Raw genomic sequence first — 26,176 nt, forward strand, 5'->3', positions numbered from 1 at the left:
CCCGGTGTCGGCGTCTTGTGTACCCGATTATGTCACGCCGTTGTGTACCGCGCAAGTTCTGTAACGGTAACTCGTCGTTACAGTCCCTCTCTCGTAGAGGTCTAGACCTCTTGGTAATTCTAGCAATTGGAACAACGGGCTATCGGGGGTGGGCGTTGATTATGTACCTGGGTTTGCGAATGGCGTTACATTCTCACGCTGTTGCCGGGGGGGATATGTTATGTACCGGCCTTCTCTGCCGTCTGAATTCTCATCCCGGAGCGTGGAGAATTGCTAGGTCTGTCTTTCGTGCTTTCCGGTGGTGAGGTCTTTCTGCAGTGCGAGGCAGAGCGTGAGGAGGGCGCCGGGGGTGGGGATTTGCGGGCCGGCCGGTTGGAGGCGGCCGGCCCGGCCGGTCAGGCGCCGAGGCCGATGTGGGAGACGTAGGTGTAGGCGCCCCAGTCGGAGTCGAGCTCGCCGATGATGTCGTCCCAGATCTCTTCGAGCCCGGCGACGTCGCCGGCGACGAAGGCGTCGACCGCGTCATCCCAGATGTAACGGACTTGGAAGCGGCGTACGCGCAGGTTGCTGCGGCGCCGCGGTGCCTCGACGACGTCCTGGTTGATGGGGTGGATCTCCAGTTCGGTGCCGTGGCCGCCACGGTTGAGGTGCTGTTTCAGGGCGCCGGGGTTGTTGAGGATGTTGGTGGCGCGCAGGTTCCAGTAGGCGGTGTCGATCGCTTCCTGGTTCTCGGGGCGGGGGTGTTGGGTGCCTCTGGTCCAGGCGCGGATGGTGGGGCGGGTGGCGGTGATGCCGGCTTCGGCCATGGCCTGGGCGCCGCCGCCGGTGGTGGTGAGGTAGTTCATGCGGGCCATGAGGCCGCGGCGGGTGCTGGCGGGGGATCTGATGCCGCCGTGGATGATCATGCGTTCCAGGGCGTCTTCGAGGGCGCGGCCGAGGGCGTATTTGCCGTGGATGTTTCCGGGGTCGCGGTTGGCCCCGTATTTTCCGAAGTTCTTCCATCCGTCGGTGGACATCAGGCGGTGGTCTTCCTCGGCAGGGTGTACTGGTTCTTGAGTTTCATTTCGGCGGGGCTGCGGCCTTCGGTGAATACGGTACGCCAGTCTCCGCCGGTGACGTGGAGTTCGTCCGTGCCGCGGACGCGGACGACGGTGAGGCCTTCTTTGTGGGCGCGGTGGGCTTTGTACCAGAGGTTGGCGAATGCCTGGGAGCGGATGGTGTGCATCCACTCGGGTCGGCGGATTTCGAGGTTGGCGTTTGATTCGCCGAGGGTGGAGGTGAATTTCGAGTACATGGCTTTCACGTATTCGACGGCCACGGTTCCGTCGGCGTATCCGGCGGCTTCGCGTTCCAGGGCGGTGTGGCGGGCTTCGGTGAGGACGCGGCGGAATTTCTCCAGCAGGCCTTCGCTGGCGCCGCTGGTCCAGCTCTCGGCGATCACCGGCTGGTCGCACAGGTCGTAGCGGGCGCAGCGGATGAGGAGGCGGATGGTGGCGTCGGTGAGGACGACGGGGCCGGTCTCGCGGCGGTTGCCGATGGGGTCGGGGAGGTGGGGGTGGTGCCAGGTGGGGCGTTGGGTGAGGAGGTGGACGCCGGAGAGTTTGGGGTCGAAGCCGCCGTGGGGGTTGTGCCTGAGGGCGCCGATGGGCAGGTGTGTCTTGAAGGCGGCCATGAAGGAGGCGTTGGTGTCGAGGGCGTCGACGGTGACGGGGTCCAGGGCGCCGGTGTTGAGTTGGTCGGTGAGGTGGGTGTTGGTCCAGTTGTGGCGTCCTTCCCAGATTTCGTCTGAGCCGTCCTTGGTCTTTTTGCGGAGGATTTCGAGGAGTTCCGGATAGACGGTGTGGTCGTAATTCGAGCCGACGCGGGTTTCTTTGAATAGGGCCATGGCGTCGGGCACGGCCTTTTTCACCAGGGCGGCGGTGGCGGCTTCGACGTCGCCGCCGTGCTCCTGGAGGGCCTGGTCGACCGCGCGGGTGATCTGGCCGGTGTAGTGGGAGTAGTCGCGGCCGGCGTAGGTGCCGCTGCTGGCGGTGGTGCGTGGCGGCTGGGTGTGGTGCGGCGTCGGGTCGGTGGTGGTGGCTCCAGGGTCTGGAGTGGGCTCTGGCGCGGGTGTGTGCGGATTGCTGGTCGGCTCGCTGGTTGCGACGGGTGTGGAGCGGCCGGGGACGGCTACGGGCGGCCAGGCGGAGGCTCCGGGCGCGGCGGGGGCCTGGGGGGTGGGCTCGGGGGCGGTCTGCTCGGGGGGTTCGGGGGCGTGGGCGTAGGGGTCGAAGTCGGTGGGGTCGGTGAGGCGGGCGTGGGCGCGGTCGGCGTGGAGGGTGAGGGTGGTCTGGAGGCCGAGGTCGCGTTCGGTGATGGCGAGTTGGACGCGGTGGTGGGGGTGGTCGGGGTCGGGGGTGAGGTGCAGGACGGTGTCGAGGCCGAGGGTGTTGATCAGGTCGGGGTGGTCGGTGTCGAGGGCGGCGAGGACCGGGAGGTGGTGGGTGCGGGCGAGGTGGGCGAGGGTCTGGGCGGCGTCGCGGAGGCGGGGGCCGGACAGGGGCAGGTGGGGGTCGTCGGCGGCCTGGAGGCGGTCGACGACGAGGAGGGCCGTGCCGGTGAGGTCGGTGAGGGTCTCGGCGATGGCAGCTGCGGTGAGGTCGGTGCCGTCGTCGATGTAGAGGGGAGCTGTGGCCAGGTCGTGGTGGAGGGCGGCGACGTCGGCCTGTTCGGTGTCGGTGAGCTGGCCGGCGCGCAGGCGGCGGTAGTCGACGGGGAGGTGGGCGGCGACGATGCGGGCGGCGATGTCGGCGCGGGTGAGGCCGGAGGCGGCGTAGAGGACGGGCTGGTGGTGGTCGAGGGCGGTGGTGCGGGCTGCGGTGGTGGCGAGGAGGCTGCCGCCGGTGCCGGGGGCTGCGGCGACGAGGTAGAAGCGGCCGGGCTGGAGGCCGCCGAGGGCGTGGTCGAGGCTGGGGATGCCGGTGGACAGGCCGCGCGGGGACGTGACTGTGTCGGTGGTGGGTTCGGTGTCCGGGGTGGTGGGGGCCAGGACGGTGGTGAAGGCCTCGCCGAGGGGGGCGAGGCGGCGTGAGGCGCGTGGCGCGGCCGGGACGCCGGTGTGGGCGGGGGCGGTGTCGGTGGGCGCGTGGTGCAGGGCGGCGGCCGCGGGGGTGTCATCGGTGGTGTCGGGCGCGGTCTTCGGGTCGGTGGCCGGGGGGACGGGGGCCGGGTGGGGGTGCTGTTCGGCCGGGGTCGGGTCGTTCGGTTCGGCCGGCGCCGGGGCGGCGTCGGCCGCGGTCGTACGGGCGGGCTGGGGCGACGGTGCTGGTTCGGCGCCGGTCGGGGCGGGACCGGTGGGCTCCGCGACGGGCGTGGGCCCGGTGGGCGGGACGGCAGCGGTGGCCGGGGGCGCCGCGGTGGTGGGTGCGGGGGTCGTCGGCGGGTGGGGGGTGCCGGTGGGGGTGGCCGGGAGCAGCACGGCGACGGGGGTGGTGTGGCGGCGCAGGACCTGGGGGTGGCCCTGGGCGGCTTCGTGGATGAGGTCGCCGAGCTTCTTGCGGGCGTCGGCGATCCCGTGGGCGGGCGCTTGCTCGAGGTCCCAGCCGAGTGCGGTGGCGGCGTCGGGGGTGGTCAGGAGGGCGTGGTCGGTGTCTTCGCGGGTGAGGGGGGTGGGGGTGCCGTCGGCGGCGGCGCGGATCAGGTCGGGCAGCGCGGCGCGGGCCTGGTGGAGCGTGGCGGGGGTCTTGCCCGGGACGGCCTTGGTCTTGCCGGGCGGCGGGGCCGGTTCGGTTGTGGTGGTCGCAGGCTGGTCGGAGTCGGCGGCGGGGGCCAGCGTGGCGGGGGCCGGCGGCTCCGCGGCGCCGTGGGAGGGCGGGACGGCGGGCCGGCTGGGGGCCGGGGCGGTGTCGGCGGCCCGGGGGGCGGGTTGTTCTTGTGGCGCTGTGAGTGCGTCGGTGGCGGGGAGCGGTCCGGCGGCCCTGTCTGGGGCGGAGGGTGTGGTCGGGGTGGGGGGCGCGGTGGCAGGTTCCGGGCCGGCTGCGGACGGTGCGGCGGTCGCCCCGGGCTCGGGAGCGGGCGGCACGAGGGCGGCGGCCGGGGTGGAGATGGGGGCGTCTTCGCCGGCCGGGTCCAGGTGGTGGTGCAGGAGCACGCACGAGCTCAAGGACGCCAGGGCACGACGCTGAAGGACGTCGTCGAGGCGGTCGTCGCCGCCCAGGACCAGCGGGAAGTTGTCGGCCGACCACAGGTCGTACAGCATGCGCAGGGCCGCGGTGGGCAGTTCGTGGGCCTTTGGCACGATGACCAGCCGGGAGGCGCGGCGCAGTTCGGCGGCGATCAGGTCCTCGGTGGCCCACAGCGTGCCGGGCTGTGGCACGCGCTGGTCGAGGCCGAGCTGTACGAACAGGTCGCGTACCAGGGAGGTACGGTCCTTGCCGCCCGTGTGCACGGCTGGAAGGTTCGGGAGGCTGGGAGTGCGGGTGAGGGCGGTGTGCACGGTGGTGGCGTCGGGGCCGGTGACGGTCAGGATGGCGCGGGCCTGGGCGATCTCCCGTACGTGGTCGGCCAGTTCTTCGCCGTGGGCGGTGCTGGCAGGTTCTGGGGCGGTCCGCGGGTCGCCGGTGACCGCGGGGTCGGCGGCCGCGTCGTCGGCGGGCGCGGCAAGGGCTGCGGGGTCGGCGGGCGGGGAGGTGTCGGGCGGTGCCGGGGTGGTGGCGGGCTCGGCGGGGCGGGGGTCCTGCTGCTCGGCCGGAGTTGTACCGCTCGGCGCGGGGGTGTCCGGGGAGGTCGGCGCTACGTGGTGCCGGAGGGTCACGCGGGAGTTCAGGCTCGCCATGTCCGAACGCGACAGGAGAGTGGTGAGGTTGGTGTCGCCGATCAGGACCAGCGCGAAGTTCTCGCGCGCCCACAGGCTGTAGAGCAGTTGGAGGGCGGAGGCGCGCAGGCCGGGGGCGGTGGTGGCGATGATGAGGCGGGGGGCTCGCTTGAGTTCGGCGACGATCAGGTCTTCGGTGTCCCCCAGGGCGTGGGGTCGTCGCTGTCGGCGGCCGAGGCCCAGCTGCGTGTAGAGAGCGCGGACCATGGAGGCGCGGTCGTCGCCGGCCACGGACACGGCCGGCTGGCCTGCGGGCAGGTGCTGGGCGAGGGCGGTGTGGGCGACGTCCGGGTGGGGGCTGTTGAGGACCAGGACGGTGCGGCGTTCGGTGATCTCGTGCAGGGCGCCGGCCAGCTCGTCGCCGGCCAGTTCGGCGGCGGCCGGCTCGTCGGCGGCCGGAAGGGGGTTGGGTGCCTCCTCGACGGCGCCGCCCTCGGGCCCGGCGGCCGAGACCGTGTCGGGAGCGGCAGCGGGATCGGGGAGGAAGCCGTCGGCGGACTCCGGCGCGGCGGGCGGCTCGGCCGGGACGGCTGCGGGAGCAGCCGGGGTGGAGGCGGGGGCCGGGGCTGTGGGGGGCTGCTCGGCGGGGGCCTTCCCGCTCGCTTTGGCCGGCGCGGCCAGGGCGGGGCGCAGGTAGTCGTCGACGACCTGCTGCAGCAGCGCGTAGGCCCGCCCGGCGCGGTCGCTGGTGGGACCGCCGAACGCGGAACGGGGGGCAATGAGCAGCACGTGCCAGTGAGCGCCGGTCGTGCGCATATTCGCGGCGGCACTCAGCGCCAGGCGCAGCGGGCGGCCGGACTTCTCCGCCAGCCCCCCGCGCGCCGGGTTCACCAGACCATGAGCGGGCACGGACAGGTTCTGACGCAGCGCGAGCGGCACACTCCCCCACACCGGGTCGTCGGCGGGCGGCAGCAGCAGGCCCGTAGCTGCCCCGGTGTTGGCGGCGGAGACGGAACGCGAGGAGGACACGGGCAACTCCAGCAGAAGCAGGACGGGGTGGGCCGCGTCGCGGGCGGCGGCCGGGGCCGGCGGAGGACAGGCGCGCAGCGGTCGGCCACACGCCGCACAAGGGGTGTAACGCCTTGAGGACGAGTCTAGCCCTCCGGTACATAATCGGGGCCGGTTTGTGTAACGCGTGAGGGTGGATGAGGTGGTCGGCACAGTGACGCCGACTGCGAGACGGCCGGGCACGGGCGGAGGGTGAGTCGGAGCTCGTGCCGGGGGTCGGCGGGCCGGGGCTGTGGAGCGGAGCGGGGCGTGGGTGGGCGCAGCTGCGGCGACGGGCAACGGGCGCGGCGCGGCGGGCGGGAGCGGCGGGCGGGCGGGCGGGCGGGCGGGCGGGAGCAGTACAGCCGCTGCGGGTCGGGGCGGTAGGGGGTGGGCGCGGTGCACGAGAACGTGGTCCCTGCCTGAACGTGCCCCGGGTGGGGCCGGGTTCACCGGGTCCGGACGCCAGCGCGGTCGAGCCGGGCGGACACGTTCACCGGGCTGCGGATGCCCGACCGCAGGAGCGGCATCATGCCGGGGCGGCTCGGTGTCCGCGTTCCGGTGGCGGCCGGCGGGAGCGGGGCCGACGCGACGGCACGGCGAGGCGCGCGCATGCGAGCGGGCGCCGGAACTCGCGGGCGGGCACCTGAGTTCGTACCTGCCGAGGAACAGGGGCGGGCCGAAGCGGGCGCCGGGCGGTACTGCGGCACAGGGCGGGGTGGTGGGAGTTGTTCACCGACGTTCGCCGAACAACTTCGTACAGCCGCGAGCACCCGACACGGCAGAGCCCGAGCCCCCAGGCCGACAGCGCGGCGGCCGGCGGTGCACGGCGCCGGCTTGGCGACGGGGCGGCCACGACGACACAGGGCGGGGCCGGCCCTGCGCGCGACGCCGGGCGGCGCACCGGGCCGGGCCGGGCGGGGACGGGCAGCGGTACACCCGTACGGCTCCGTGACCGTGTCCGCGGTTGGTCGTTGAACCGATGGGGTTATCTGTGGCCTGCTCCGCCCGGCTACCGGCTGGGGCGAGGTGTCGGTGACCCGGCACCGGAGGCCGTCGTCTCGGCGTGTTCCCGCGCGCGGGCCTGCTGGGCCGGTGGAACCCAGCGGCCGGGCGAGAGCGGGAACGGACGACGCGCGGCACGGCGGCAGCGCGGCAGGGGGCCAGTGACCTCGGTACCGACCGCAGGACGCCCGGCGCGGCACCGACCGGAGACGGCCGGCGGGGAGCCCGGCGGCGACGGCCGGCGGGCTGAGAGCTCGACGGCCCGGCGGGACCGGACAACGGACAACGGACAACGGACAACGGGCCGGGGCGCGGGCGGCCGGCGGACGGGCGGGAGCGGGTGCCGCGACGAGCCGGACGACGGACGGCGCGGCGGAGCCGCGGGTGGGAACGGCCGGGAGCCCGGCAGGCCGACGACGGGCGGCACGGCAGGGTGCGGCGGCGGCCGGCGCGGGGCCCGGCGGCAAGCACGGACGGGACTGTTCACCGATGTTCACCGAACAACCCCGAACAACGCCGAACAACCCACCACCCGGCAGCCCGGCACCGCCCACCCGGCAGCGGGCGCACGCGGCCGGCACGGCGACCGCAGGACGGCGGCGGGACGGCGGGGGCACGGCGGCGGCGCGGGAGCGCAGCGGGCCGGGAGCCCGGCGGCACGGCGACGGCGGGCGGGCGGACAGCGCGGCCGGGGCGGACGCGGAGGCGCGCGGCGCTGGGGCGGCAGGTTGGCGGGCGGCGCGGACGGCCGGCCGGAACGGCAGCGGGACGGCGGGCGGCAGGGAACGGGCGGCTTCCGCGGATGCCGTACGGGCGGACGAGAACGGGGCCGCGGCGGGCCGGGATCACGGCGTCACGGGAGCACGGCGGCGGGGGAACGGGCGGCGCGGGCGCGGCAGGGACGGGAAGGCAACGGCAGCCGGGGCGCGGGGCGGCGCTGGGGCGGCCGCAGGGACGGAGGGCGGGCGGCCGGCCGGCCCAGGCCGCGGATGCGGTCGCCGGGCGCGAAGGCCGAGAGGCTGATGCCGGGCCCGGCCAGGCCCGGGGCCGGCGCCACCCACCGCACCGCCGGCCTCCACCGCAGGACGCCCGGCGCGGCCGGCTGCGCGACGGGCAACGGACCGGGGCGCGGGGACGGGGACGGGCGGCCGGACGCAGCCGTGGGCCGCAGGCCGCGCAGGCGCGCCGGGCGGCAGGGAACGGGCGCGGGACGCGCGGGACGGCGGGCGGGCGGACGAGAACGGGGCCGCGGCGGCCCGGGAGCACGGCGCCACGGGAGCACGGCGGCGGCGCGGGGAGCGGACGCAGCGGCGGACGGCGGCGGCACCTCGACTCCTTCTGTGCGTGCCAGGATTGACCATGGCCATGGGGTACGCACAACGACGCGAGTTGCTCAAGAAGCGCTACGGCACCGGCTCCGCTGGTCTGGATCCGGTCCGGGTCCTGTCTGCCGTGGCGGCCGCAGCCAACGGGCACTTCACCCTGCCGGAGCAAGCACGGCCGATTGTCCCTACAGAGGACCTTCTCGCGGCGCTGAGTCAAGTACCCGAGGCGCGCTCGCGACTCGATCAGGTGGAGTTGGACCTCATCCGGGCAGCCCGTTCCGGCACCGTCTCCTGGCAGTCCATCGCCGACGCCCTGGGGCTGAAGTCCCGGCAGTCAGCGGAAGCGAAGGCGCTGCGGCTCGAGCGCGCCACCGCGCCGACGGGAGGAGACCGTGATGTTGCCGCCCAACGGGCACACCGAGCCCGGCAGCGGGCCACCACTGCCTGGTGCCGGAAGCACGAGGAACGCATCAGGGGCATCGCGGAGCACTTGGTCTCAACCGCCGGTGCTTGGCCCCAACTCACCGACGACACGCTGGCAGCCCTGTCGGTCCAGTCACTGACCGCCGCGCTGGAGGCCGGGGGCGACGGTGCGCAACTCGTCGGATACATGGCGCCGTTGGAGTGGCGCCTGTCCTACGAGGCCTCCACGCCGGCCGCCCAGGGGCGGCTGGCCGCCGCGGCCGAGCAGGCCCGCACGGACATGCTCCAGCTCCTGGCCGATCTCGGCAGCATCTCCTACGACACCTCTCCTCGCGACCTGTGATCAACACGCCCCACCACCAGCTGTTCGAGCGACGTCCGCAACCTGACCGCGCAAGCCGCAGTCCAGTGCCCCCGTCAGCGCGCCAGGCGGCTCTCGTCCATCGGGCAGCCTTCAAGCCCGACACCGACGACATCCGCGACTCGCCCGCCCTCGGCGTCGCCCAGCGTCTGCACGAGCGGCGCCAGCGTCACCGACCCCCAGGCCCTCGATAACGCCCGCAAGCTCCACCCCGAACTCGACTACGCCGACGACCCCATCGCCGCCGTCCAGGACGCCGACCTGCTCCTGCACCTGACCGAGTGGCCGCAGTTCTCCCACGTCGACCCGCACCGCCTCGCCGTCACGCACCGCCATCCCGAGGGTCGTCGACGGCCGCGGCACGCTCGACCCGTGACCTGGCGCGAAGCCGACTGGACCTTCCGCGCCCTCGGACGCCCCTGAGCCCCTTGGTCAGCCGATCAGGGTGCGGGTGGCGATACCCCTCAGCGTTGCAGCCTGCTTGGCGATGTCCAGGTTCTCGTCGGTGGGTTCGCCGCGCAGAGGCCCACAGAGCACAACGGGGCGTTGCCCTTCCACCATCGGCCACCAGTCGTCGGGCACCGGGATGCCGGCGCCCAGGTCGAACAGATTCTTCTCGACGGCGTTCTGTGCGTCGTTGAGGCGGACGACCTGCTTGATACGGCGGGTGCCGGCGTCGATGGAGACGACCCACCGGGGGTCGCGCTGGAGGACGTCGTCCCACAGAGGCCAGCCGAGCCCAGTCAGGTCATCCAGTTCCCCGGCGGGGGTGCGCGGCTCCATGGTCAGCATCAGCAGCCACCCAGCTGGCGGGAGATGGACCCGCGAGAGCACCAGGGCGAACGGGGAATCAAGCCGGGGATCAGCTGCACGGCTGCGGTCAATGCCCATGCTGACAGGATCGCAAGGGTAAGGCCGCGACACGCCGCGCCTCACCCGAACGAATGAATCAGTAGCTCAACGCTTGCGCGCGAGACTCCCTGCATGTCGCCCAGGCTGTGGCCTCCTTCAGCGTCAGATTCCGCGCGAGTCGGGCTCTCTCGGGTGCCGAGTCCGGGCCCGTGGATCCGGCCACCGCTACCTCCAGGACAAGGAGTCGATTGAGCGGCCGGGCTGCTGCGATCTTCTCGTCACGTTTGGTGAGCCGCTCGCGATCCTTGACGGGCTCACGTGGCCATCACTCGGGAGGGTGATGACCCGGCACCCGCTCGCCTGGCATACTGCTGGAGCGCCCGTGGGCGTGTGCCGTCAACTGCTTCCACCGCGTTCGGCGAACCAAGCCTCTGCTGGGACCACGAAAACGCATCCGGCCCGTCCAACTGATCTTTCCTCAAGGTCTGCCCGGTGCGCTGCGCGGTGGGGCGTACCCATGTTCCGGCAGACCGGAATGGATCACTGTGACGCCGAACCCCACCCATCGCAAGCGCCTGGCGAACGCGGTTTCCAAGGCCACCTCGGTGCCCTACCAGCGCGCCCTTGACGCGGTGATCCAAGCGTCCAACGCCGGTGAACTGCCCGCGCGACTGGACACGGACGGAATGCGGCAGGCCCTCGCTCTCCTGACCGAGCGACTTGGCGGCCCCGCGGAGTCCTTCGAGGCCTTCCTGGGCCGCCACAGTGGAGAGCCGACAGCCCGTCAGTACGAGCGGTGGGCAGCCGCCCGGCCCGACAATCCCGAGGCCGCGCCCGCTTTGATCAACGCTGGATGGCAGCACTCCAAAGACGGCGGGCACCGCAAGGCGCTGGACCTTTTTCGGCGGGCCGCGCGGATTGCCGATGCCGATTGCCGCCGTCTGGCGCTGATTGGACAGGCCGAGCAGCTACACCGGCTCGGCGACCAGGAGAACGCTCGATCGGTGTTCCTCGCTCTCGCGGACGAGCTTGCCGGCAAGGAGCCCGACTTGGATCTGCTGAACCGGGTCTGTGATTCCCTGACAGACCTGGACGATCCCGCGATCGGCTTGGAGTGGTGTGACCGGCTTCTCGCGGCCAGCGACGATCCCCTGGGCGATGGCCTGGACGCCGTCGTCATCCACCGCCAGAGTGTGCGCGCACAACTTGACCTGGAGCCCGACGAACTCGACCAGCTCTCTGACGAACTCGAGGAACAAGAGACCGCACTCCTGCAATCCTGGACGAACCTCGTCCGCGACGAAGCGGACCGAGTAGCCGTCTCCCGCACGACTCCGGACGGGGCATTCGACGGACTCGTCCTGGTCTGGCCCGACGAGGACGTGCCCATGGTTCAGGAACGGTGGCCACAGCTTCTGCCCCGCAGCGTCGACCTCGCCGAGTACCGGCGCAACCGGGAACACCGGGCACGGCAGTTTAGCGACGACGGCGCGCGCCGCGTCTTCCTCGTCCCCGGCGAGCTCTCCGAGTACGAGCGCTACGCCGCCCACGAGGGTGCCGCCCCAGTCCTCCCCCAGACTCTGACCGCCTACACCCAAGCCCTGCACGCCCAACACCCAGAGGGCGAGACGGCCTGGCCACCCCCACGGAACGGCCCGTGCTGGTGCGGCTCCGGAGTCAAATACAAGAAGTGCTGCCGCAATCCGGATGCTGGTTGAGGACATCCCGGCGTCTGCCTCGGCAGGGTGAACGCCCAGCCTGCCGAAGGCGCATCTGCGCGTGAGTGCCCCGGGACGCACGACCACCGTCCCGGGTACCACTCACCAGGTCAGCTGCACGATCCGTACGGCGCAATGTGCGTTGGGGCGTTGTGCACTGACCGAACCCTGGCAATTCGCGGCGACCGCTTCCCGCAACTGCTCGCTCTCGGCGCGGTGGGCCGCCAGCCGGGCTATTGCCAGCGGCTTGACCTCAGCTTCCTCCACCAACTTCTGGTCGCGGGCGGCGACGCGTCTCCTGAGCTCGGAAACCTCCCCTTTGAGGCGTTCGGGCCCACAGTGTGAAGCCTGTCGCATGGGCCGTCATGCTCCCCTCGCCAGCTCGATGGTGGCGGCTCGCGTTGCGAGTTGACGGGCTTCGGGCACGGTAGGGAAACGCCGTAGGCGTACCTGCATGTCCTGCAGGGCGGTGCGGACCTTCACGGAGCGAACGCCGTCGGCGCAGTCGAGGAAGTCTGACCAGGTGGCTATGGCGTCGGCGGTGTCGCCTTGGAGCAGGCGGACTGCTGCGAGGTCGGCCAGGACGATGGCGCGGGTGCGGCGTCGGTCCAGGCCATGAATGTCCAGGGCGAGGCGGAGGTGTTCCTCGGCGGCGGTGAGGTCTCCAAGGCTGCGGTGGATCATGCCAGCTTCGTGGGCCCAGCGGCCCGGGGAGTAGTGGGCTGCCCAGGAGTCGCGGGGACCGGCGGGCGGTTTTCCGATCGCGGATTCCGCGACTGCGAGGTGCCGTACGGCAAGGGGGCGGTCGTGGTCGTGGGCAGCAGCGTTGGCAAGGGTGGCGTTGTAGTAGGCGACGGCGCGCGGGTTGTCGAGGTGGCGGCCGTAGTCGACACAGGCCTCGCTGAGCTGCACGGCTTCGGCGCGGTAGCCGAGGTCCATGCAGTGGACGGCAAGGCCGCGCAGGGCGGTGGCGGCAAGTTCCGGTTCGTCGGCTTCGGCAGCGAGGCGGTAGGCGTGGGCGTAGTAGTCCTGGGCGAGGCCATGGAGTTCAGGGGTGTCGCCTTCGTCCTGGGCCATCCAGCCGGCGAGGTGGGTGAGCTGGGAGGTAGCGGCGAACAGTTCCTTGCCGACGGTCTCGGTGTACGAGCCATTCAACCAGGGTTCGACGTCCTCGGTCAGATAACGCACGGCGAGGTGGCGGGCGTGGCCGCCGCCGAGCTCGGAGGCGGAGTCGCCGAGGCTCTTGACCATGACTTTGATGGCGTTGACTTCGCCGCGGCCGACACGGACCGCGCCGGCGGGGACGGCGTTGACGCGTCGGGTGATGCTGTCGGGGTCGGGCAGGCCGAGGGCGGCGAGGGCGTAGCCGCTGGACGCGGTGAGGAAGCTCCGGCGGTCCACGTCGAGATCGCTCCTTCCCAGCTCGATGACGGAATCCACGGTATCGGCGCGGTCTGCTGCGCGGGCGGGGGGCTGCGGCACGGACCTGGCGTCGGGTTCGAGGCCGAGGACGTGGGCAACGTGGGGCCACCAGTAGTCGGGCGTACGCTCGCCGGTCATCCATTTGCGGGCGTACTGGCGCTGTAATCGGTCCGGCCCGCTGCCCTCGGCCTGGCCGACGGCGCGTGCCAGCTGGCTGGGACCCCAGCCGCGTTCCCGGCAGGCCGAGCGGATCAGGCGTGCGAGGTGCTGAGCGTGCGGCGTGCGCGTCATCCCTGACCCCGTCCCTGGACTACGCGGGATTACAGAGGACTACATCTTTCCCTCTTCCTGAAGCGGGCACGCGGCGCTTGACTGAACCTTCTCTCCGCTCGAACACGGTTGGTTCGCAGGGAAGTTGGCCTCGCACGGTCTGGCTTCGGCAGTGGGCGCAGGCCTCAGAGCCGGGACCGCGCCGTCCGGGCGGTGGAGCGGGCAGCTCGCGTCGGTGCGGGCGGCCCGGCCCGACGAACCGGTGTACGAGAGGAGTTCCGGTGACCGCCACTGTGGTGATCTTGGATTGCTTCACCGTGGAGCCCAGCGGCCTGGGCGTCCCGCCGTACCTGTCCGCGTACGTGCGGCAGGGGTACGCGGCGCTGCGCCGGTCCCACCCCGGTGCGCAGGTGCGTTACCTGACGATCGACGACGTTCGCTGGTGCCTGGCCGGGGGACGGCCGGCGGTTCAGGCGCCGCTGAGCGACCGGTTGACGTACTCCGCGACCGTCAACCGGGACAAAGCCATAGAGCTGCTGAGGGATGCCGAGGCGGTGGTCGTCGTGGCCGGAGACAAGGTGCCCTCGGTGCACCTGCACGCCGTCAACGGTTCACAGGACGACATCGCGCGCGCGGTCGGCTGCGTGCGCGGCCGCCGCTATCTGCTCGGTCCGATGGCGACGTGGGCCCTGTCGGAGCCGGCCTCGTGGGCCGGACTGTTCGACTCGGTCCATACCCACACCGTCACGTCCGGCACGCTCGCCCTGGGCAGCCGCACACCTGCTCCGTACGAGCAGCTGGAGGCGGACCGGAGTCCGTTCACCGAGCTGATCGAGCAGATGCCCTGGGCTCCGGTCGCCGAGCTGGAGCTGTACCGCGGCTGCACCCGGCGGGCGTTCTGCCGGTTCTGCAACGAGCCGGGCAAGTCGCCGGCGGTCGCGCACCGCACGGTTGATGACGTCCTGGCCGAGGTCGGACAGCTGTACGACGCGGGGGTGCGCCACTTCCGGCTGGGCCAGCAGACATGCTTCTTCTCCTACCAGGGCCGTGACGAGAACGCGATCCGGGCCCTGCTGGCCGGCATCCGGGAACGGTGCCCGGAGCTGGAGATGCTGCACATCGACAACGCCGACCCGCTGGCGGTGGCCTCCCCGGTCGGCAAGCGGATCGCGGCGGCGGTCGCCGAGCTGTGCACCGAGGGCAACTGCGCGCCGATGGGGATCGAGTCGTTCGACCCGGCCGTGATCGAGCGCAACACGCTGACCTGCACCGAGGACGTCCTGTTGCGGGCCATTGAGCACGTGAACGAGGCTGGCGCCGTGCGTGGTGCGGGCGGGCTGGCGAAGCTGCTGCCCGGACTGAACCTGATCTACGGGCTGCCGGGGGAGACCCATGCCACGCACCTGGCCAACCTCAAGGCGCTGCAGCGTATCTACGACGCCGGGCTGATGTGCCACCGCACCAACGTCCGCCTGGCCCGCGCCTTCCCCGGCACCCCGCTCGCCGAGGAGGAGACCGCGCTGGAGGGCCTGCCCTCCGCGGAGCATTTCGGGACGTGGAAGGCCGACATCGACGAGGTCTGGGACCGGCCGATGAAGGAACGCGTCTACCCGGCGGGCCTGGACATCCCCGGTGTGCACGCCTACTTCGTCGATGAGCGGGGCACCTGGTTTCGGCGTCTGGGTTCCTACGCGATCCAGATCATCGACCGCGGCGTCGCCGTCCCAGTGGGAACGCCGGCGGACGTCACCGTCACCGGTCACGCCCCGCGGGTCATCTACGGCGCCCACCGTGCCCGCTGACCCGTCGGCCGCCGCGCCACTGGCTGTCCGGCGGGTGGGGGTGCTGGTGCCGTGGGCGAACCAGGCGGTCGAGGAGGAACTCGCTCAACTCGGCGGGCCGGGCGTGGTTTTCCACTACGCTCGGCTCGTGCCGGCCTCCCGCACGACCGCCGTCGACGACTCGTTCTGGCATGGTCTGCGGTCCGCCGCGACCGATGCCGTGGACTCCATGCGCCACCTTCCTCTGCACTCCATCGTGCTGGCGTGCACGTCCGCCGGATTCACCGGCGGACCGCCGCTGCCGCCGCGCGTGATCACCGCCTTCGACGCTCTCACCGCCGTCCTGCACCGCCGCCGGCTGGCCCGCATCGTGCTGGCCACCCCCTACCCGCAGCCGGTCACCCGCGCCGAAGCTGCCGCGCTCGGCGACCACGGGATCCACGTGCTCGCCCACGTGAGCCTCGGCCAGGACGACGGCTACCCCGGCATCAGCACCCAGCAGATCCTCTCCCTGTGCGCCGGCCTGCCGAAGACGGCGCTCGCCCAGGCCGACGCGCTCGTCCTGTCGTGCACCGGCTGGCGCACCCTGGCCGCCGCCACCGCCCTGCAGGAGCAGCTGGGTATCCCCGTGGTGTCCTCCAACCGCGCCCTCGCCACCCACACCCTCACGCCCGCCCCAGGAGCAGCGCCATGACGACCGCGACGACCACGCCCGGAAGACGCACCGACGACCGCGTCCTCGCCCTGGTCACCCGGGCCGCCGCACTCGCCGATGTGCGCGCCGAGGTGGAAGCCAACCACGACCACAATCGCTGGTGGCCGCCCACCATCGCCGACCCGCGGATGCGTATGCTCGCCGCCGGCTGGTCCACCCGGATCAGCTACCGCATGGTCGACACCTACGCGGCCGTCCTCGCCAAGGCGGAGGCGATCGGCTTCGACGCTCTCATCGACCTCGACGACGCCCAGTTACGCGACCTGGTCACCCCGCTCGGCCTGACCGAAGCACGCCTCGCCTACCTGTACTCGCTGGCCGACACCCTGGCCCGCTGGGACAAGGACGGCACCGACCCGGCCGGCTGGGACGCGAAGACGTTCACCGCCACCTTCGCCCGCGAGGTGCGCGGCGCCTCGTACAAGGTCGCCCAGTGCGCCGCGCTCTATGCCCGCGGCTACCACTGCGGCATCATCCCCGTCGACTCCGGCATGGTCACCAAGCTCGCCCCCGCTCTCGGCTTCACTCTCCCCTCCGGGCCGGCAGCCCACGAACACCTGCGCCGGCTCCTCGAACACGCCGTCACCCGCCACACCGAGGTCCTGCGCACGCTCGCCGACGCCCAGAACGTCACCATCCCGGCCGGATCCGCCCCGACCTGGTGGACCCACCTGACCTTGATCTACTTCAAGCGCCTCTACCTCAACCGGCCACCCGCACACCTGTGCCCGCGCCGTCCGACCTGCTCCGCCCTGACCGACTGCGCGCACACCCGGACCTGACCGAGCGGGAGAACCGCGATGCAGCGCACCATCGTGATCGGCAACATCTCCCTCGACCACATCCACCGCCCCGGCCACCCTCCACTCCACCAGCTCGGCGGCGCCGCCCTCCACCTGGCCGCGGCCGCCGCCCGCGCCGGGCTTCCCGCCGCGCCGGCCGCCTCCATCGGCAGCGACCTCGCCCACCTGCCCGACGACCCGCGGCTGCCCGCACTGGACTGGACCCTCCTGCACCACGCACCGCAGTCCTCGGCCGCGTTCACCATCCACTACGACCGCGCCGGGACGGTCACCGCCGTCGACACCGCCTACGGTGCCGCCGAGCACCTCACCGCCCACGCCCTGCGTGTTATCGACCGTCATCCTCAGGCGGTCTTCCACATCAGCGGCCGCCGCCCCCTCGACCTCCCCGCCGTTCTCGGCGCGCTGACCACCCGCGACCACACCTTCAGCCTGGACTTCCACCTCCCCAGCGCCCCGCACCTCATCCCGGCCGCCGCTCCCTGGCTCCACCACGCCACGACCGTCTTCGTCAACGCCGAGGAACACCTGCTCCTCACCCAGAGCACCGGATCCCGGCCCTGCCCGGAAGTCGTCGTCACCGACGGCCCCCGCCCCGCCTACGTCGTCCTGAACGGCCGCCCCGGCCCGCCCGTCGTCCCTCCCGCCGTGCCCACCCTCCGGCAGATCACGGGCGCCGGAGACACCCTCGCGGGCACCTACCTCGCCCACCGGGCCCGCGGCATCCCGCCGGGCGCCGCGCTGACCCACGCCGTCCAGGCCGCCAGCCGCCACACCACCCAGCACCCGCTGACCCTCGCACCGCACCGCGCACCGCCCTGACCATCAGCAGGAGGCCGCCCGATGCACTACCTCGCCCACCGGCTCTTCGCCGCCCACGACCGCGCCCTCGCCGCCCAACTCGCCCACCACCTCAGCCTCAAGACCGGCGAGGACCACGTCTTCCTCCCCTTCTGCGACACCGACGAGGAAACCCTCGTCGCCGACGTCAAGGGCCGACGGCTGTTCGAACTCGACCAAGAGCGCCTGCGCCGCATCCGCGCTCTCACCGCCATCGTCCACGGCCCCAGCCCCGACGACGGCGTCTGCATGGAGATCGGCTACGCCGCCGCCCTCGGCGTGCCCGTGCTCCTGGTGACCACCGATTTCCAGGACTACTCCAGCACCCCCGACGGCCCGCACACCGTCTTCCCCGATCCGCTCCTGGACGCCCTCGCCACCCGCATCATCCGTATCCCCCAACTCGCTCCGTCCGCCGAACCGCCCGCCATCACCCGCTACGCCGGCTTCGCCGCCCGCAACCACTCCCAGGCCCAGCGCGCCATCGAGGCCTGCGTCGACGCCGCCCTCCAGCTCCCCGCCCCCACCACCCCGATCACACTGGCCCCCGTCTGCCCCGGCACCCGCAGCACCACGACGGTGTACGCGGAACCCTCCCTGTACGCCCCGCCGCCCGCCGGCTTCCCCGGGCTGGCCGCCCGCCAGGACATCACCATCACCGGCCCGACCCGGTTCACCTCCACCGATCCCCTCACCGCCGCGCACCACGACTGGACGGCCGCCCTCGGCAGCACCCGGATCGTCGTCGACGCCTGCGGCCCCGAGACCCCGCCCGGCGCAGCCCTCCTGATCGGCGCAGCCCGCGCCACGGGCCTGCCGGTGGCTGCCTATCTGCCGCGCAGCACCTACACCCACGCCTCCGGCCGGGAGCCCAACTACCGCAACCTCATGATCCAGTACGGCGTCGACGCCACCCTCCGCAGCGCAGCCGAGGTGACCGCATGGACCGGAGCGTGACCGTCGAGGAGATTGCCCGCCACCGCACCGTCGTACTCGAAGGCGGCGACGGTGTCGGCAAGAGCACCCTTGCCGGCCTCCTCGTCCCCCATGGCTTCACCAGCGTCCACTCACCGCGCACCCCCGATCACGAGGACCTGACCCGCCGCTACCGCGACCTCCTCGTTCGCCCGGGCCGGCTGGTCCTGGACCGCAGCTTCATCAGCGAACTCGTCTACGGCCCTCTCTACCGGGACCAATCACGCCTCACCTGGGACCAGGCACTCGTCCTCGCCGACCTCGTCACCGCACGCGACGGCGTATTCCTCCACGTCACCGCCCCCGCCACCACCGTGCGACACCGCCTCAAGACCCGAGACGGCCAAGCACCTGCCCTGGACGAAATCACCACACTCGCCGCCGCCTACCAGCAGGTCTTCCGCGCTCTCGCCGACCACGCCACCGTTCTCACCTACAACACTGCGCCGGAAACGAGTCACACCACCGGCTGACTCCTGTCCCGTTCCCGCCCCCACAGCACCCGAGCCTCGTTAGTGTTCCCCGAGAATGCCGCACCGCACCACAAGGGGAACGCCGTGGACATCGCCGAAGCCCAGAAACTCGCCTGGGCCAACAAGCTCGCCAAGGGCTTCAACACCACCGACATTCCCATGGAGTTCGGCCTCCTCAACGCCGAGATGGGAGAGGCGTTCACGGCCTGGCGCAAAGGCCTGCCGGACGCCGGCGAGGAGCTGGCTGACGTGTTCCTGTACCTCGCCGCGATCGCGCAGATGCAAGGTGTTGACCTCGGCGAAGAGGTCGCGCGAAAGATCATGAAGAACGAACAACGCGAATACAGCGCCGGAGCCAACGGCACACTCGTGCGAACCAGCGGCGACTAGACCAGCGCAAGCAGGACTCCGGCTGAACCGCCGACTGGAGACTGAAGATCCGGTGCCCCCGGAAGGGATCCCCCGCTGCGTCGAGGCGGATGTGACGCAGCCCGACGAGCTGCTGGCGGCCGTGGAAGGAGCCGGGATCGACTTCGGCCAGCCTGTCGCCCTAGGCCTGCACGCCCTGATGGACTTCATCCTCGACGACATGCACCCGTACACGATCGTGAGCCGGTTGCTGGGCCGGCTGGCCCCGAACTCGTACCTGAGCCTGTCCCACTGCACCGGCGACTTCGCGCCAGAGGTGTGGAAGGCCGTTACTCACACTTACGAGCAGCACGGCATACCGGTCCAGGCACGTACCGAGGCCGAAGTGCTGCGGTTCTTCCGTGGACTCGACTTCGTTGATCCAGGGCTTGCAGTGGCGCACCGGTGGCGTCCCGAACCCGCTAGTGGTCCGAGCCTGGTCACGGACAGGCAGGTCTCGTTGTATGCCGGGGTGGTCGCCCAGCGCCGCCTCCGGATCCGACAGGGACAACCCGTACACCGAGGCGGGATCGGCGAAGTTCGTCATATGCCACAGCTGTTCGGCGGTCATGCGCAGGTCGTGCCGGGCGGTCTCGAGCGCGGCCTGGACTGCCGGCGGGCGTTCATCATCCGGGTCGTCCAGGATGGTCTCCACCACGAGGTGGAGATCCTCAAGATCGACGACCACTGGTTCATCGAAGCCGAGACCGAGCACAAGGACCACTTCCTCTGGTGACCGCACGGGGTTCGCCGGGGTGGGGAAGACGGGCGCCGCGGTCCACCCTCATACCGGGAAACGAGGCTCGGCGGTAGCAGTCACCGGCTGGGCAAGCGAGGCGGCAGGACAGTGTCCCGTGCTGGCCTTACGTCGCGGCGGAGCTGCTGGTCAAGCTGCCGAAGTGCGGAGCCGGACATCGCCGGCGTCGTTGCTGGCGCAGGCCCACGGCAATGCGGGTATACGGGCGTGAAGGACGCTGCGGGACGCACAGCACGCATAGGGCGGGGGCGAGTGGCTGCGGCGGGCGTGCGATCCGCGGCCTCGTGGCGCTAGCTCGACGAAACGGGCGCTGCGGCTTCGGGGGCGCGGTTGCCAAAGTGCCCGGAGCCACGGAAGCCGGCGGGGGCGGAACGACGCGGTCAGCGGGGCGGCGGTCGGCAGGCGGCGGGGCAGGGCGGGGCGACCGGCAGGAATGTGGGGGGTTACGAGACCTTGCGGCCGGGGAAGCACAGCTGTTTGGTCAGGGCGCGGTTCACCAGAGGGTCGCGTCCGGGCACGTACGACGGGCGAGACCTGTACCCGCAGCGTTGGTAGAGCGCCAGAGCGCCATGATTGCGAAAGCCTGTTTCCAGCACGATCTGCGTGGCGCCAACGGTGACAGCGTGGCGCTCCAGGTATTCGAGGATGTGCTGGCCCAGGCCGTAGCCGCGCGCGGTCACGGCTACGTACATCCGCTTGATCTCCGCGGTGTCCGCGTCGAGGAGGCGGACACCGCCGCAGCCCACCGCCACGCCGTCGCGATGAGCTGTGAGGAACAGCCCATGCGGCGGGTCGAATTGTGCGGCAGGGGTCTCGCCGGGGTCGTCGGCGAACCCATAGGTGGCGACCTGGTCAAGTTGTAGGGCGCGCGTGAGGTGGCGTGCGTCCGGGTGGTCGTAGGGAACCTCACTCAGCAGCGGGAGGGCTCGGCTGGTCATGGAACCGATAGTGCCTGTTCGACTGTGGCGAGCGCATCAGCCCTGTCCGAGTGGATGTGACTGTCGGGCAGCGCCAGGACGAGCACGCGGGGCGGGTGGGGCGGTACATAGCCGGAGAGCCGAATATTGCTTAATTGGATTTATTTCGGTAGGGTTGGGGTAATGCACAGCATCAACGTCACTCCACTCGCCGATTCCAGCTGGCTGAGGTCCAAGGCGACAGATCCGTATGGCCGCGCCGGCACAGTCCGCCTCGCCTACCAGGTCAGCACCATCCAAGTCGCGATCCTCACCGACCTGACCCCCGCTCCGGACACGTGTCCGGTCTGGATCCAACCCCTCGATCTGTTGGCACGCGACGGTGGCACGGCGGACTTCCAGGACTTCCGCGCCCGATTCAAGGAGGAGTCGGACCTCAAGCTGCTCATGTTGAGCGATCGCGCCTGCGCCTCCGAGCGGGAGCGCCAGCGCGAACTGCAGGACCGCCTCACCCCATACTCCTTCGCCGAGCACCGCCTCCACCGGTTCCTGAACGCTCAGCTCCGGGTGGGCGACCGCGTGGTCGACACGTACAGGGGCAGGCGGGGCACCCTCCTCGATCCCAGCCCGCCACCGCTCCCGCACATTTCGAGCCCCATGATCGTCCGGTTCGACGAGCCGTACGTTCCCGGTGACCCGCAGTGGCTCAAGGGAACCTCCACCATCTCCGCCATCGGGCTCTACCCGACTCTCGGACTCCTCTGACCCGGCCCTATCCGACGACCGACGTCGGCCGGGGCGCGGTCGGCCGGCGCGGTGGCCGCGAGCGTGCGGGTGGATGGGCGCTGTCCGGCGGGCGCGGGCTCGGGAGGTCTTTTGCGGGTGGATCGGACGTAAGGTCAGCGGATCTGCACCAGTACCACGGGCCGGTAGGGGGCCGGCTTGCGCCCGGTGCACAGCAGTTGGTGGGTCCCCTGCAGGCCGGTGACGTGCCGCAGCTCCCACATCTCGTCCCGGAGCAGGATCACGTCGCGGCCAACGGCCGACGGCAGGACGGCGCGCTGGGGGAGTTCACGCATCGAGTGCATCCTTCGCCGGGAGGGCCAAGAACTCCGCAAGGGTCTGGGAGTTGGAGCGTGCAGCCTGCCCCAAGGCTAGATGGGAGCTCCGTACCTGCTGGAGGGCAAGGCGGAGGTGGTGGCAGGTGATGAGGGGCAGCAGGCCGCGTAGCCGGACGGCTGCCCCGAGGTGCTCGAGAGCCATCTCCAGGTACGCGGTGGCGGTAGCACGCCCGTCGACGTCGTGCGGGAGGTGACGGGCAGTTTCGGCAAGGAGAGCTGCGAGTTCGGCGACACCCGGGTCTTCAGGTACGTCAGCTCCCCACTTCGCCAGGGCGTCTGCAAGCTCTTCGATGGCGCGAGCACGGAGAGGTGCGAGGCGTACGGCAAGTGCGTTCACCTGGCTATTGTCTCTTGAAACGGCCACTGCGTGGGGCGAATTGGCAGAGGGCCAACTGCCCTGGGTGCGGTTCACAGCTCTCGTAACCACCGACTCGCGCACGTGAGACAGCGAACGCGCCGCGCCACCGTCGTCGCCGTCGACGGCGACGGCGACGGCGACGGCGACGAGCCGCGGGGCATCCGGTCGTACGAGGAGACCGGCTGTCCCTGCCCCGGACCGCGTGGGCAGGGACCAGTCGGTCTCAGGCTCCGGGGTCCTCGGGCAGCCGCTCACGCCAGGCGCGCAGCTGTTCGCCCACGCGGTCCAGGTCGGCCAGCACCCCATCCAGCTCGGCGCGGGTCCGCACCGGCACGTAGTCCCTGAACAGGTCGTTCCCGTTCTGGTCGTGCACCCCGAAGTCGATCCGCGTCCGCCGTCCGTGTCCCTCGAACGTCTCGTTCGCGCACGTCGTGAATATCCCTGTGAGTTGCTCGCCGCTGACCAACGGCGGGAATGTCACCGCCGCCGCCCCCGAGAGGTGAATGATCGTGTCGAGGCGGGCATCCTCCCCGCTGTGATCGGTCGTGCACCACGGCGGGCAGTTCTCGCCGGTCACCGACGACTTCCAAGCGTTCGCATCCATGAGCCAAAATCCTGCCATGTGGTCTGAATGCGTCATCACGGCGGGACCAGCGCCCCGCACGGCCAAGCAGCATCATGACCATCAGCCGGTGGACGCGACGGCTGGCTGACTCCGGCGGCCAGCGCCACTCTGCTGAGCTTGGGCAGTGCCACGGACGGTGGCAGGGCACACCTCCCCAGTGGGCAAGAGGTCGTGATCGTAGTGTCGAAACAGTGGGCTACGCCCCACGTGCGCAGGCGTCGAGGGTCTCCGCGACGCTAAGCGCCGCCAGGACTTGAATTTGCCCCTCGGCAGCAGGGAGGGCGCCGGTTGCGACCGCTTCCGCGATCCGCGCCGCGTGCTCGATCGCTGCCGCGACTCCGTTGGGCTCTCGGCATTCGGTCAGCCGCTCGTACGCCGTGCGCAGCGCAAGGGCGATGTCCCCCTCGTGGTCCTCCGGGCCTTCGGCGGTCAGCGGCCGAATCCACGAGTCGGCGTGGGACTGCACGATCGCCGTGTAGTCCCGGTAGTCCAGTACGGTGCCGCACCGGCCGCCCGCGCCCGCCTCAGTGCGTCGTCCGATCCAGCCGCTCGCCAGCCACCGGTGCCGGCGGCAAAGCTCCAGCCGGTAGTTCAACGGACGGTCCTGCGCCCGGGTGCGGCGTTCGATGACGACGGTCGACGGCTCGGTACAGGTGGTGATCTGACGTAAGACCGGCACGGTGCCTCCCCTTCCGGTAGTGGGTGAGGATCTGATGATGGCTGCCGCCGAGTCCGGGAACAGTCCGCGGTTGGATGGTGTGACGGTGACGCCGCTCTCACTTCTGGGCAACGGGGATTGGTGATCGAGAGGTGATCACCCCACCGAACCTAGTTGCTTAATTGGTTTTATCGCTGTATAGTTGCGTCATCTCCCGTGGGAGACAGGCTCCTGTAGCTCAGTAGGAAGAGCGGCCGTAAAACGGAACGGCGACATGGTGGGACGGTTGCGGATGCACCGGGTCCGGGCCCTGGCAAGCCAAAAGCCCCAGGGTTGGGGAACCTCAGCCCCCGGCAGGGAAGCGCGTTTTCCAAGCCCACCTACCCGGCGCGGGTTCGAGTCCCGCCAGGAGCACCCACCTTCACCGACCGCCTCACTTCCCGCTGGAGTCACTCATGAGCGCTTCTTGGCGCACTATTCCCATGCCGCCCCGCGTCGCACGGCTGCCTCGCAACAGCGCCGGGCTGCCGGTGCCCGGCAACATCGTCTGGTGCCCGGCAGACGATGACGGCTCGATCCTCGTAACCAAGAGCGATGAGCTGGGGGGTCACATCACTTGCCAGTGCACGCCAGGGCGCGGAACCCCCGCATTCGGGGAGCAATGCCCGGTCAGGCAGAGGCAGTTCATGGCCCAGCGGCGTTGCGGCCTGTGCACGCAGGACATCGCGGCCACGGAGCAGTTGGCGTTCATCGGCGAGACGGACGCCCAGTACTACCTGGAACCGCCGCTCCATCATTCCTGCGCTGCCTACGCTCTGCAGGTGTGCCCGCGTCTTCACGCGGCCGGCGAGCGCATCGAGGTCGCTCTCACCCAGACCTACGAGCTGGCGGAGGACCGGATCACCGGCATGACGCCCGAGGGGGAACTGCGACGCGCCACGTTCCTCTTCGGTGACCCGTTGTCCCGGCATCTGGGGATCCTGGAGTTCTATCTTGCCTTTCCGGTCTCGCCAACGCGGCTGACCGGACCGGCCTGGCTGGCCGAGCACCTGTCACGACCGTCCCAAGGGGCACCCTCCGCGTGAGCTTTCGTCTCGACGCGGGAAACCTCCGCAACCGAATCCGCCCCATATCCGGGGCTCACTTCCACCAATCCGGAGCCAGCATGCGCGCCGAGCACATCAAGTTCACCCGCAAGAACCCGATCACCGGCCGCAGCCACCGGGGGCAGCGTGACATTCAGTACGCAGCCGTGGACGAGGTCGTTCTCCGGGTGACCCACTTCCACAGTGGTCCTCAGCCGGTCCGCATCGAGTTCGCCGACGAGCACCTGTCCGCCGCGGGGCTGCAGAAATGGAGTCACAGCTGGTACCGGCACACCCACGGCACCGACTCCTTCGACACGGCCCGTACGTGGATGGCTGAGTACTTCCGCTCCCAGGAGTCGGCCGAGCTGCTGGCTCACTACGAACAGGCCGTCGAAACCTGGCAGATGCTCGACGTGGACTCCGCCAAGGTGCCCGCTCCGTACCGCATCGTCGAACTGCATCACGACCACTACCTCGCCGTCGCCAACAACCCGCGCCCGCTGCTCTGGCAGCACAGCAACCTGGCGTGGGAGGACGGCACCCCGAGGGTGGGCGGCACCTCGATCCTGGCCGAGGCCAACCGCCACTCGCCCAGCCGCGACGGCGCTGACTACACCGGCTGGATCGTCTCCAGTGACGGCGGCCGGAGCTATTCCGACCCCATCTCGCGCAAGCCCGACGCCCTCGCGTACCTCCGCGTCATCGCTGACCAGAACGTGCCCGCCGCCAAGGACAACCGATAGCCGCCACGCCTGGGGCCTTCAGCGATTCGTGCGCAGTTTCGATCAAACCTTCCTTCAGGAGGTATTTCCCACTCGACGCCCGAGCCTGGTGCCGGATGCGGCATCCTGGCCCCATGGAAGACGAGCCGCTGGCGGAATGGGCGCGCAGGCGTGACGAACGGCGCGCCCGAGCCACGGGCCGGCTGCGGGCTGTGGCCCTGACCGAGGGGCCATACCGCGCGGCCCATGTTGACCCGAACGCGCCTCGCGCGATTCAGGAATTCGACGGTACGCAGTGGGTGACCTTGAGCCTCGCCGTCGACCTGGCCGCCGCCAAGGCCGTGCTGTATCCGCCGCAGCCCGAAGCCGAACGTCCGGCCGAATGGGACCGCCCGGCGATGGCGAAGGGGACGGGCCGGCATCGCCGGACTACCCCTTCGGACAACAGTGACCGCTGAGGCGCGGGACATGAACGAAGGTCCGTCCGCGGCCACCTGCCACGTGTACCCCACAGGTACATCCGTGCGTCACGCCGCCGGTGAGCGCTGACGGATGGATGGCTCCGGGTTCGAGCCGCCCTTCATCGACCCGGAGTCCGACCACCGCTGCTGCGGCATTTGCCCGGCACTGCGGCTGCCGCGCCACCGGTTCGCGGTGGCCGACCGTCCCAGTAACGCCGCGTGGCCGTTCAACGAGAAGGACGGACACCGCTACACGCGT

General features: G+C 71.1%; 25 protein-coding genes. 14 read left to right on the top strand and 11 right to left on the bottom strand.

What is annotated here, in order from left to right:
- Positions 1 to 395: 395 nt before the first annotated feature.
- The 3 genes from OIU81_RS39810 to OIU81_RS39820 all read right to left on the bottom strand — a co-directional run bounded on the left by OIU81_RS39810 (position 396) and on the right by OIU81_RS39820 (position 7,901).
- Positions 396 to 1,016, bottom strand: coding sequence for a hypothetical protein (locus tag OIU81_RS39810; protein WP_329332062.1), 621 nt, complete (start codon positions 1,014 to 1,016; stop codon positions 396 to 398).
- Positions 1,016 to 5,821 (bottom strand): type II toxin-antitoxin system prevent-host-death family antitoxin, encoded by a 4,806-nt coding sequence (locus OIU81_RS39815; RefSeq protein WP_329332064.1) that lies wholly within the window; start codon positions 5,819 to 5,821, stop codon positions 1,016 to 1,018. The genes OIU81_RS39810 and OIU81_RS39815 overlap by 1 nt, the downstream gene beginning before the upstream one ends.
- Before the next feature lie 1,876 nt (positions 5,822 to 7,697).
- Positions 7,698 to 7,901: a hypothetical protein gene (locus OIU81_RS39820; protein ID WP_329156294.1), complete on the bottom strand. Its 204-nt coding sequence runs from the start codon at positions 7,899 to 7,901 to the stop codon at positions 7,698 to 7,700.
- A 302-nt stretch (positions 7,902 to 8,203) separates the two neighbouring features.
- Here OIU81_RS39820 and OIU81_RS39825 point away from each other — a divergent pair, with 302 nt between their 5' ends.
- Positions 8,204 to 8,935, top strand: a complete 732-nt coding sequence (locus tag OIU81_RS39825; protein ID WP_329155666.1) for a hypothetical protein — start codon at positions 8,204 to 8,206, stop codon at positions 8,933 to 8,935.
- Positions 8,936 to 9,385: 450 nt separating this feature from the next.
- Here the strand turns inward: OIU81_RS39825 and OIU81_RS39830 are convergent, their stop codons facing one another.
- Positions 9,386 to 9,844, bottom strand: a complete 459-nt coding sequence (locus tag OIU81_RS39830) for a hypothetical protein (RefSeq protein WP_329155668.1) — start codon at positions 9,842 to 9,844, stop codon at positions 9,386 to 9,388.
- 506 nt (positions 9,845 to 10,350) lie between these two features.
- Here OIU81_RS39830 and OIU81_RS39835 point away from each other — a divergent pair.
- The gene (locus OIU81_RS39835) at positions 10,351 to 11,523 is read left to right on the top strand and encodes an SEC-C domain-containing protein (protein WP_329155670.1); all 1,173 of its coding nucleotides are present in this window, start codon (positions 10,351 to 10,353) and stop codon (positions 11,521 to 11,523) included.
- A gap of 102 nt (positions 11,524 to 11,625) precedes the next feature.
- On the opposite strand, the gene OIU81_RS39840 is transcribed toward OIU81_RS39835, so the two are convergent.
- On the bottom strand, positions 11,626 to 11,790 hold the full coding sequence (locus tag OIU81_RS39840; protein ID WP_329155671.1) for a hypothetical protein: 165 nt from the start codon (positions 11,788 to 11,790) through the stop codon (positions 11,626 to 11,628).
- Positions 11,791 to 11,886: 96 nt separating this feature from the next.
- Positions 11,887 to 13,236, bottom strand: coding sequence for a tetratricopeptide repeat protein (locus OIU81_RS39845; RefSeq protein ID WP_329155673.1), 1,350 nt, complete (start codon positions 13,234 to 13,236; stop codon positions 11,887 to 11,889).
- A 260-nt stretch (positions 13,237 to 13,496) separates the two neighbouring features.
- Between OIU81_RS39845 and OIU81_RS39850 the strand changes: the two genes are divergently transcribed.
- From OIU81_RS39850 to OIU81_RS39885, 8 genes are all read left to right on the top strand, one after another.
- The gene (locus OIU81_RS39850) at positions 13,497 to 15,017 is read left to right on the top strand and encodes a radical SAM protein (protein WP_329155675.1); all 1,521 of its coding nucleotides are present in this window, start codon (positions 13,497 to 13,499) and stop codon (positions 15,015 to 15,017) included.
- Complete coding sequence (locus OIU81_RS39855; protein ID WP_329155676.1) at positions 15,007 to 15,690, top strand: maleate cis-trans isomerase family protein; 684 nt, start codon at positions 15,007 to 15,009, stop codon at positions 15,688 to 15,690. The genes OIU81_RS39850 and OIU81_RS39855 overlap by 11 nt, the downstream gene beginning before the upstream one ends.
- Positions 15,687 to 16,493 carry a hypothetical protein gene (locus OIU81_RS39860; protein ID WP_329155678.1) on the top strand — a complete coding sequence of 269 codons (807 nt, stop codon included), beginning with the start codon at positions 15,687 to 15,689 and terminating at the stop codon, positions 16,491 to 16,493. Before OIU81_RS39855 ends, OIU81_RS39860 begins: the two co-directional genes overlap by 4 nt.
- 18 nt (positions 16,494 to 16,511) lie before the next feature.
- Entirely contained in the window at positions 16,512 to 17,336 is an 825-nt protein-coding gene (locus tag OIU81_RS39865; protein ID WP_329155680.1) for a carbohydrate kinase family protein, read from the top strand.
- 21 nt (positions 17,337 to 17,357) lie between these two features.
- Positions 17,358 to 18,311 carry a nucleoside 2-deoxyribosyltransferase gene (locus OIU81_RS39870; RefSeq protein ID WP_329155682.1) on the top strand — a complete coding sequence of 318 codons (954 nt, stop codon included), beginning with the start codon at positions 17,358 to 17,360 and terminating at the stop codon, positions 18,309 to 18,311.
- A complete protein-coding gene (locus OIU81_RS39875) occupies positions 18,296 to 18,802 on the top strand; it encodes a hypothetical protein (RefSeq protein WP_329155684.1) in 507 nt (168 codons plus the stop codon). The genes OIU81_RS39870 and OIU81_RS39875 overlap by 16 nt, the downstream gene beginning before the upstream one ends.
- 84 nt (positions 18,803 to 18,886) lie before the next feature.
- Positions 18,887 to 19,192 carry a hypothetical protein gene (locus OIU81_RS39880; protein WP_329155686.1) on the top strand — a complete coding sequence of 102 codons (306 nt, stop codon included), beginning with the start codon at positions 18,887 to 18,889 and terminating at the stop codon, positions 19,190 to 19,192.
- 52 nt (positions 19,193 to 19,244) lie between these two features.
- On the top strand, positions 19,245 to 19,946 hold the full coding sequence (locus tag OIU81_RS39885; RefSeq protein WP_329155688.1) for an SAM-dependent methyltransferase: 702 nt from the start codon (positions 19,245 to 19,247) through the stop codon (positions 19,944 to 19,946).
- Between the two features lie 464 nt (positions 19,947 to 20,410).
- Here OIU81_RS39885 and OIU81_RS39890 read toward each other — a convergent pair whose 3' ends face one another.
- Complete coding sequence (locus tag OIU81_RS39890) at positions 20,411 to 20,905, bottom strand: GNAT family N-acetyltransferase (protein ID WP_329155689.1); 495 nt, start codon at positions 20,903 to 20,905, stop codon at positions 20,411 to 20,413.
- A gap of 162 nt (positions 20,906 to 21,067) precedes the next feature.
- On the opposite strand from OIU81_RS39890, the gene OIU81_RS39895 reads away from it, so the two are divergent.
- Positions 21,068 to 21,649: a hypothetical protein gene (locus OIU81_RS39895; RefSeq protein WP_329155690.1), complete on the top strand. Its 582-nt coding sequence runs from the start codon at positions 21,068 to 21,070 to the stop codon at positions 21,647 to 21,649.
- 134 nt (positions 21,650 to 21,783) lie between these two features.
- On the opposite strand, the gene OIU81_RS39900 is transcribed toward OIU81_RS39895, so the two are convergent.
- The 4 genes from OIU81_RS39900 to OIU81_RS39915 all read right to left on the bottom strand — a co-directional run bounded on the left by OIU81_RS39900 (position 21,784) and on the right by OIU81_RS39915 (position 23,667).
- Positions 21,784 to 21,963, bottom strand: a complete 180-nt coding sequence (locus OIU81_RS39900) for a hypothetical protein (RefSeq protein WP_329155691.1) — start codon at positions 21,961 to 21,963, stop codon at positions 21,784 to 21,786.
- Entirely contained in the window at positions 21,956 to 22,342 is a 387-nt protein-coding gene (locus tag OIU81_RS39905; protein WP_329155693.1) for a hypothetical protein, read from the bottom strand. The genes OIU81_RS39900 and OIU81_RS39905 overlap by 8 nt, the downstream gene beginning before the upstream one ends.
- Positions 22,343 to 22,586: 244 nt before the next feature.
- On the bottom strand, positions 22,587 to 22,967 hold the full coding sequence (locus OIU81_RS39910) for a DUF6907 domain-containing protein (protein ID WP_329155694.1): 381 nt from the start codon (positions 22,965 to 22,967) through the stop codon (positions 22,587 to 22,589).
- A gap of 217 nt (positions 22,968 to 23,184) precedes the next feature.
- Positions 23,185 to 23,667, bottom strand: coding sequence for a hypothetical protein (locus tag OIU81_RS39915; RefSeq protein ID WP_329155697.1), 483 nt, complete (start codon positions 23,665 to 23,667; stop codon positions 23,185 to 23,187).
- 665 nt (positions 23,668 to 24,332) lie between these two features.
- On the opposite strand from OIU81_RS39915, the gene OIU81_RS39920 reads away from it, so the two are divergent.
- From OIU81_RS39920 to OIU81_RS39930, 3 genes are all read left to right on the top strand, one after another.
- Positions 24,333 to 24,731 (top strand): hypothetical protein, encoded by a 399-nt coding sequence (locus tag OIU81_RS39920; protein WP_329155698.1) that lies wholly within the window; start codon positions 24,333 to 24,335, stop codon positions 24,729 to 24,731.
- An 80-nt stretch (positions 24,732 to 24,811) separates the two neighbouring features.
- Positions 24,812 to 25,477, top strand: a complete 666-nt coding sequence (locus tag OIU81_RS39925) for a hypothetical protein (protein ID WP_329155699.1) — start codon at positions 24,812 to 24,814, stop codon at positions 25,475 to 25,477.
- Positions 25,478 to 25,590: 113 nt separating this feature from the next.
- Positions 25,591 to 25,914: a DUF6087 family protein gene (locus OIU81_RS39930; protein ID WP_329155700.1), complete on the top strand. Its 324-nt coding sequence runs from the start codon at positions 25,591 to 25,593 to the stop codon at positions 25,912 to 25,914.
- Positions 25,915 to 26,176 lie beyond the last annotated feature (262 nt).

The organism is Streptomyces sp. NBC_01454 (assembly GCF_036227565.1).
Lineage (GTDB): Bacteria > Actinomycetota > Actinomycetes > Streptomycetales > Streptomycetaceae > Streptomyces.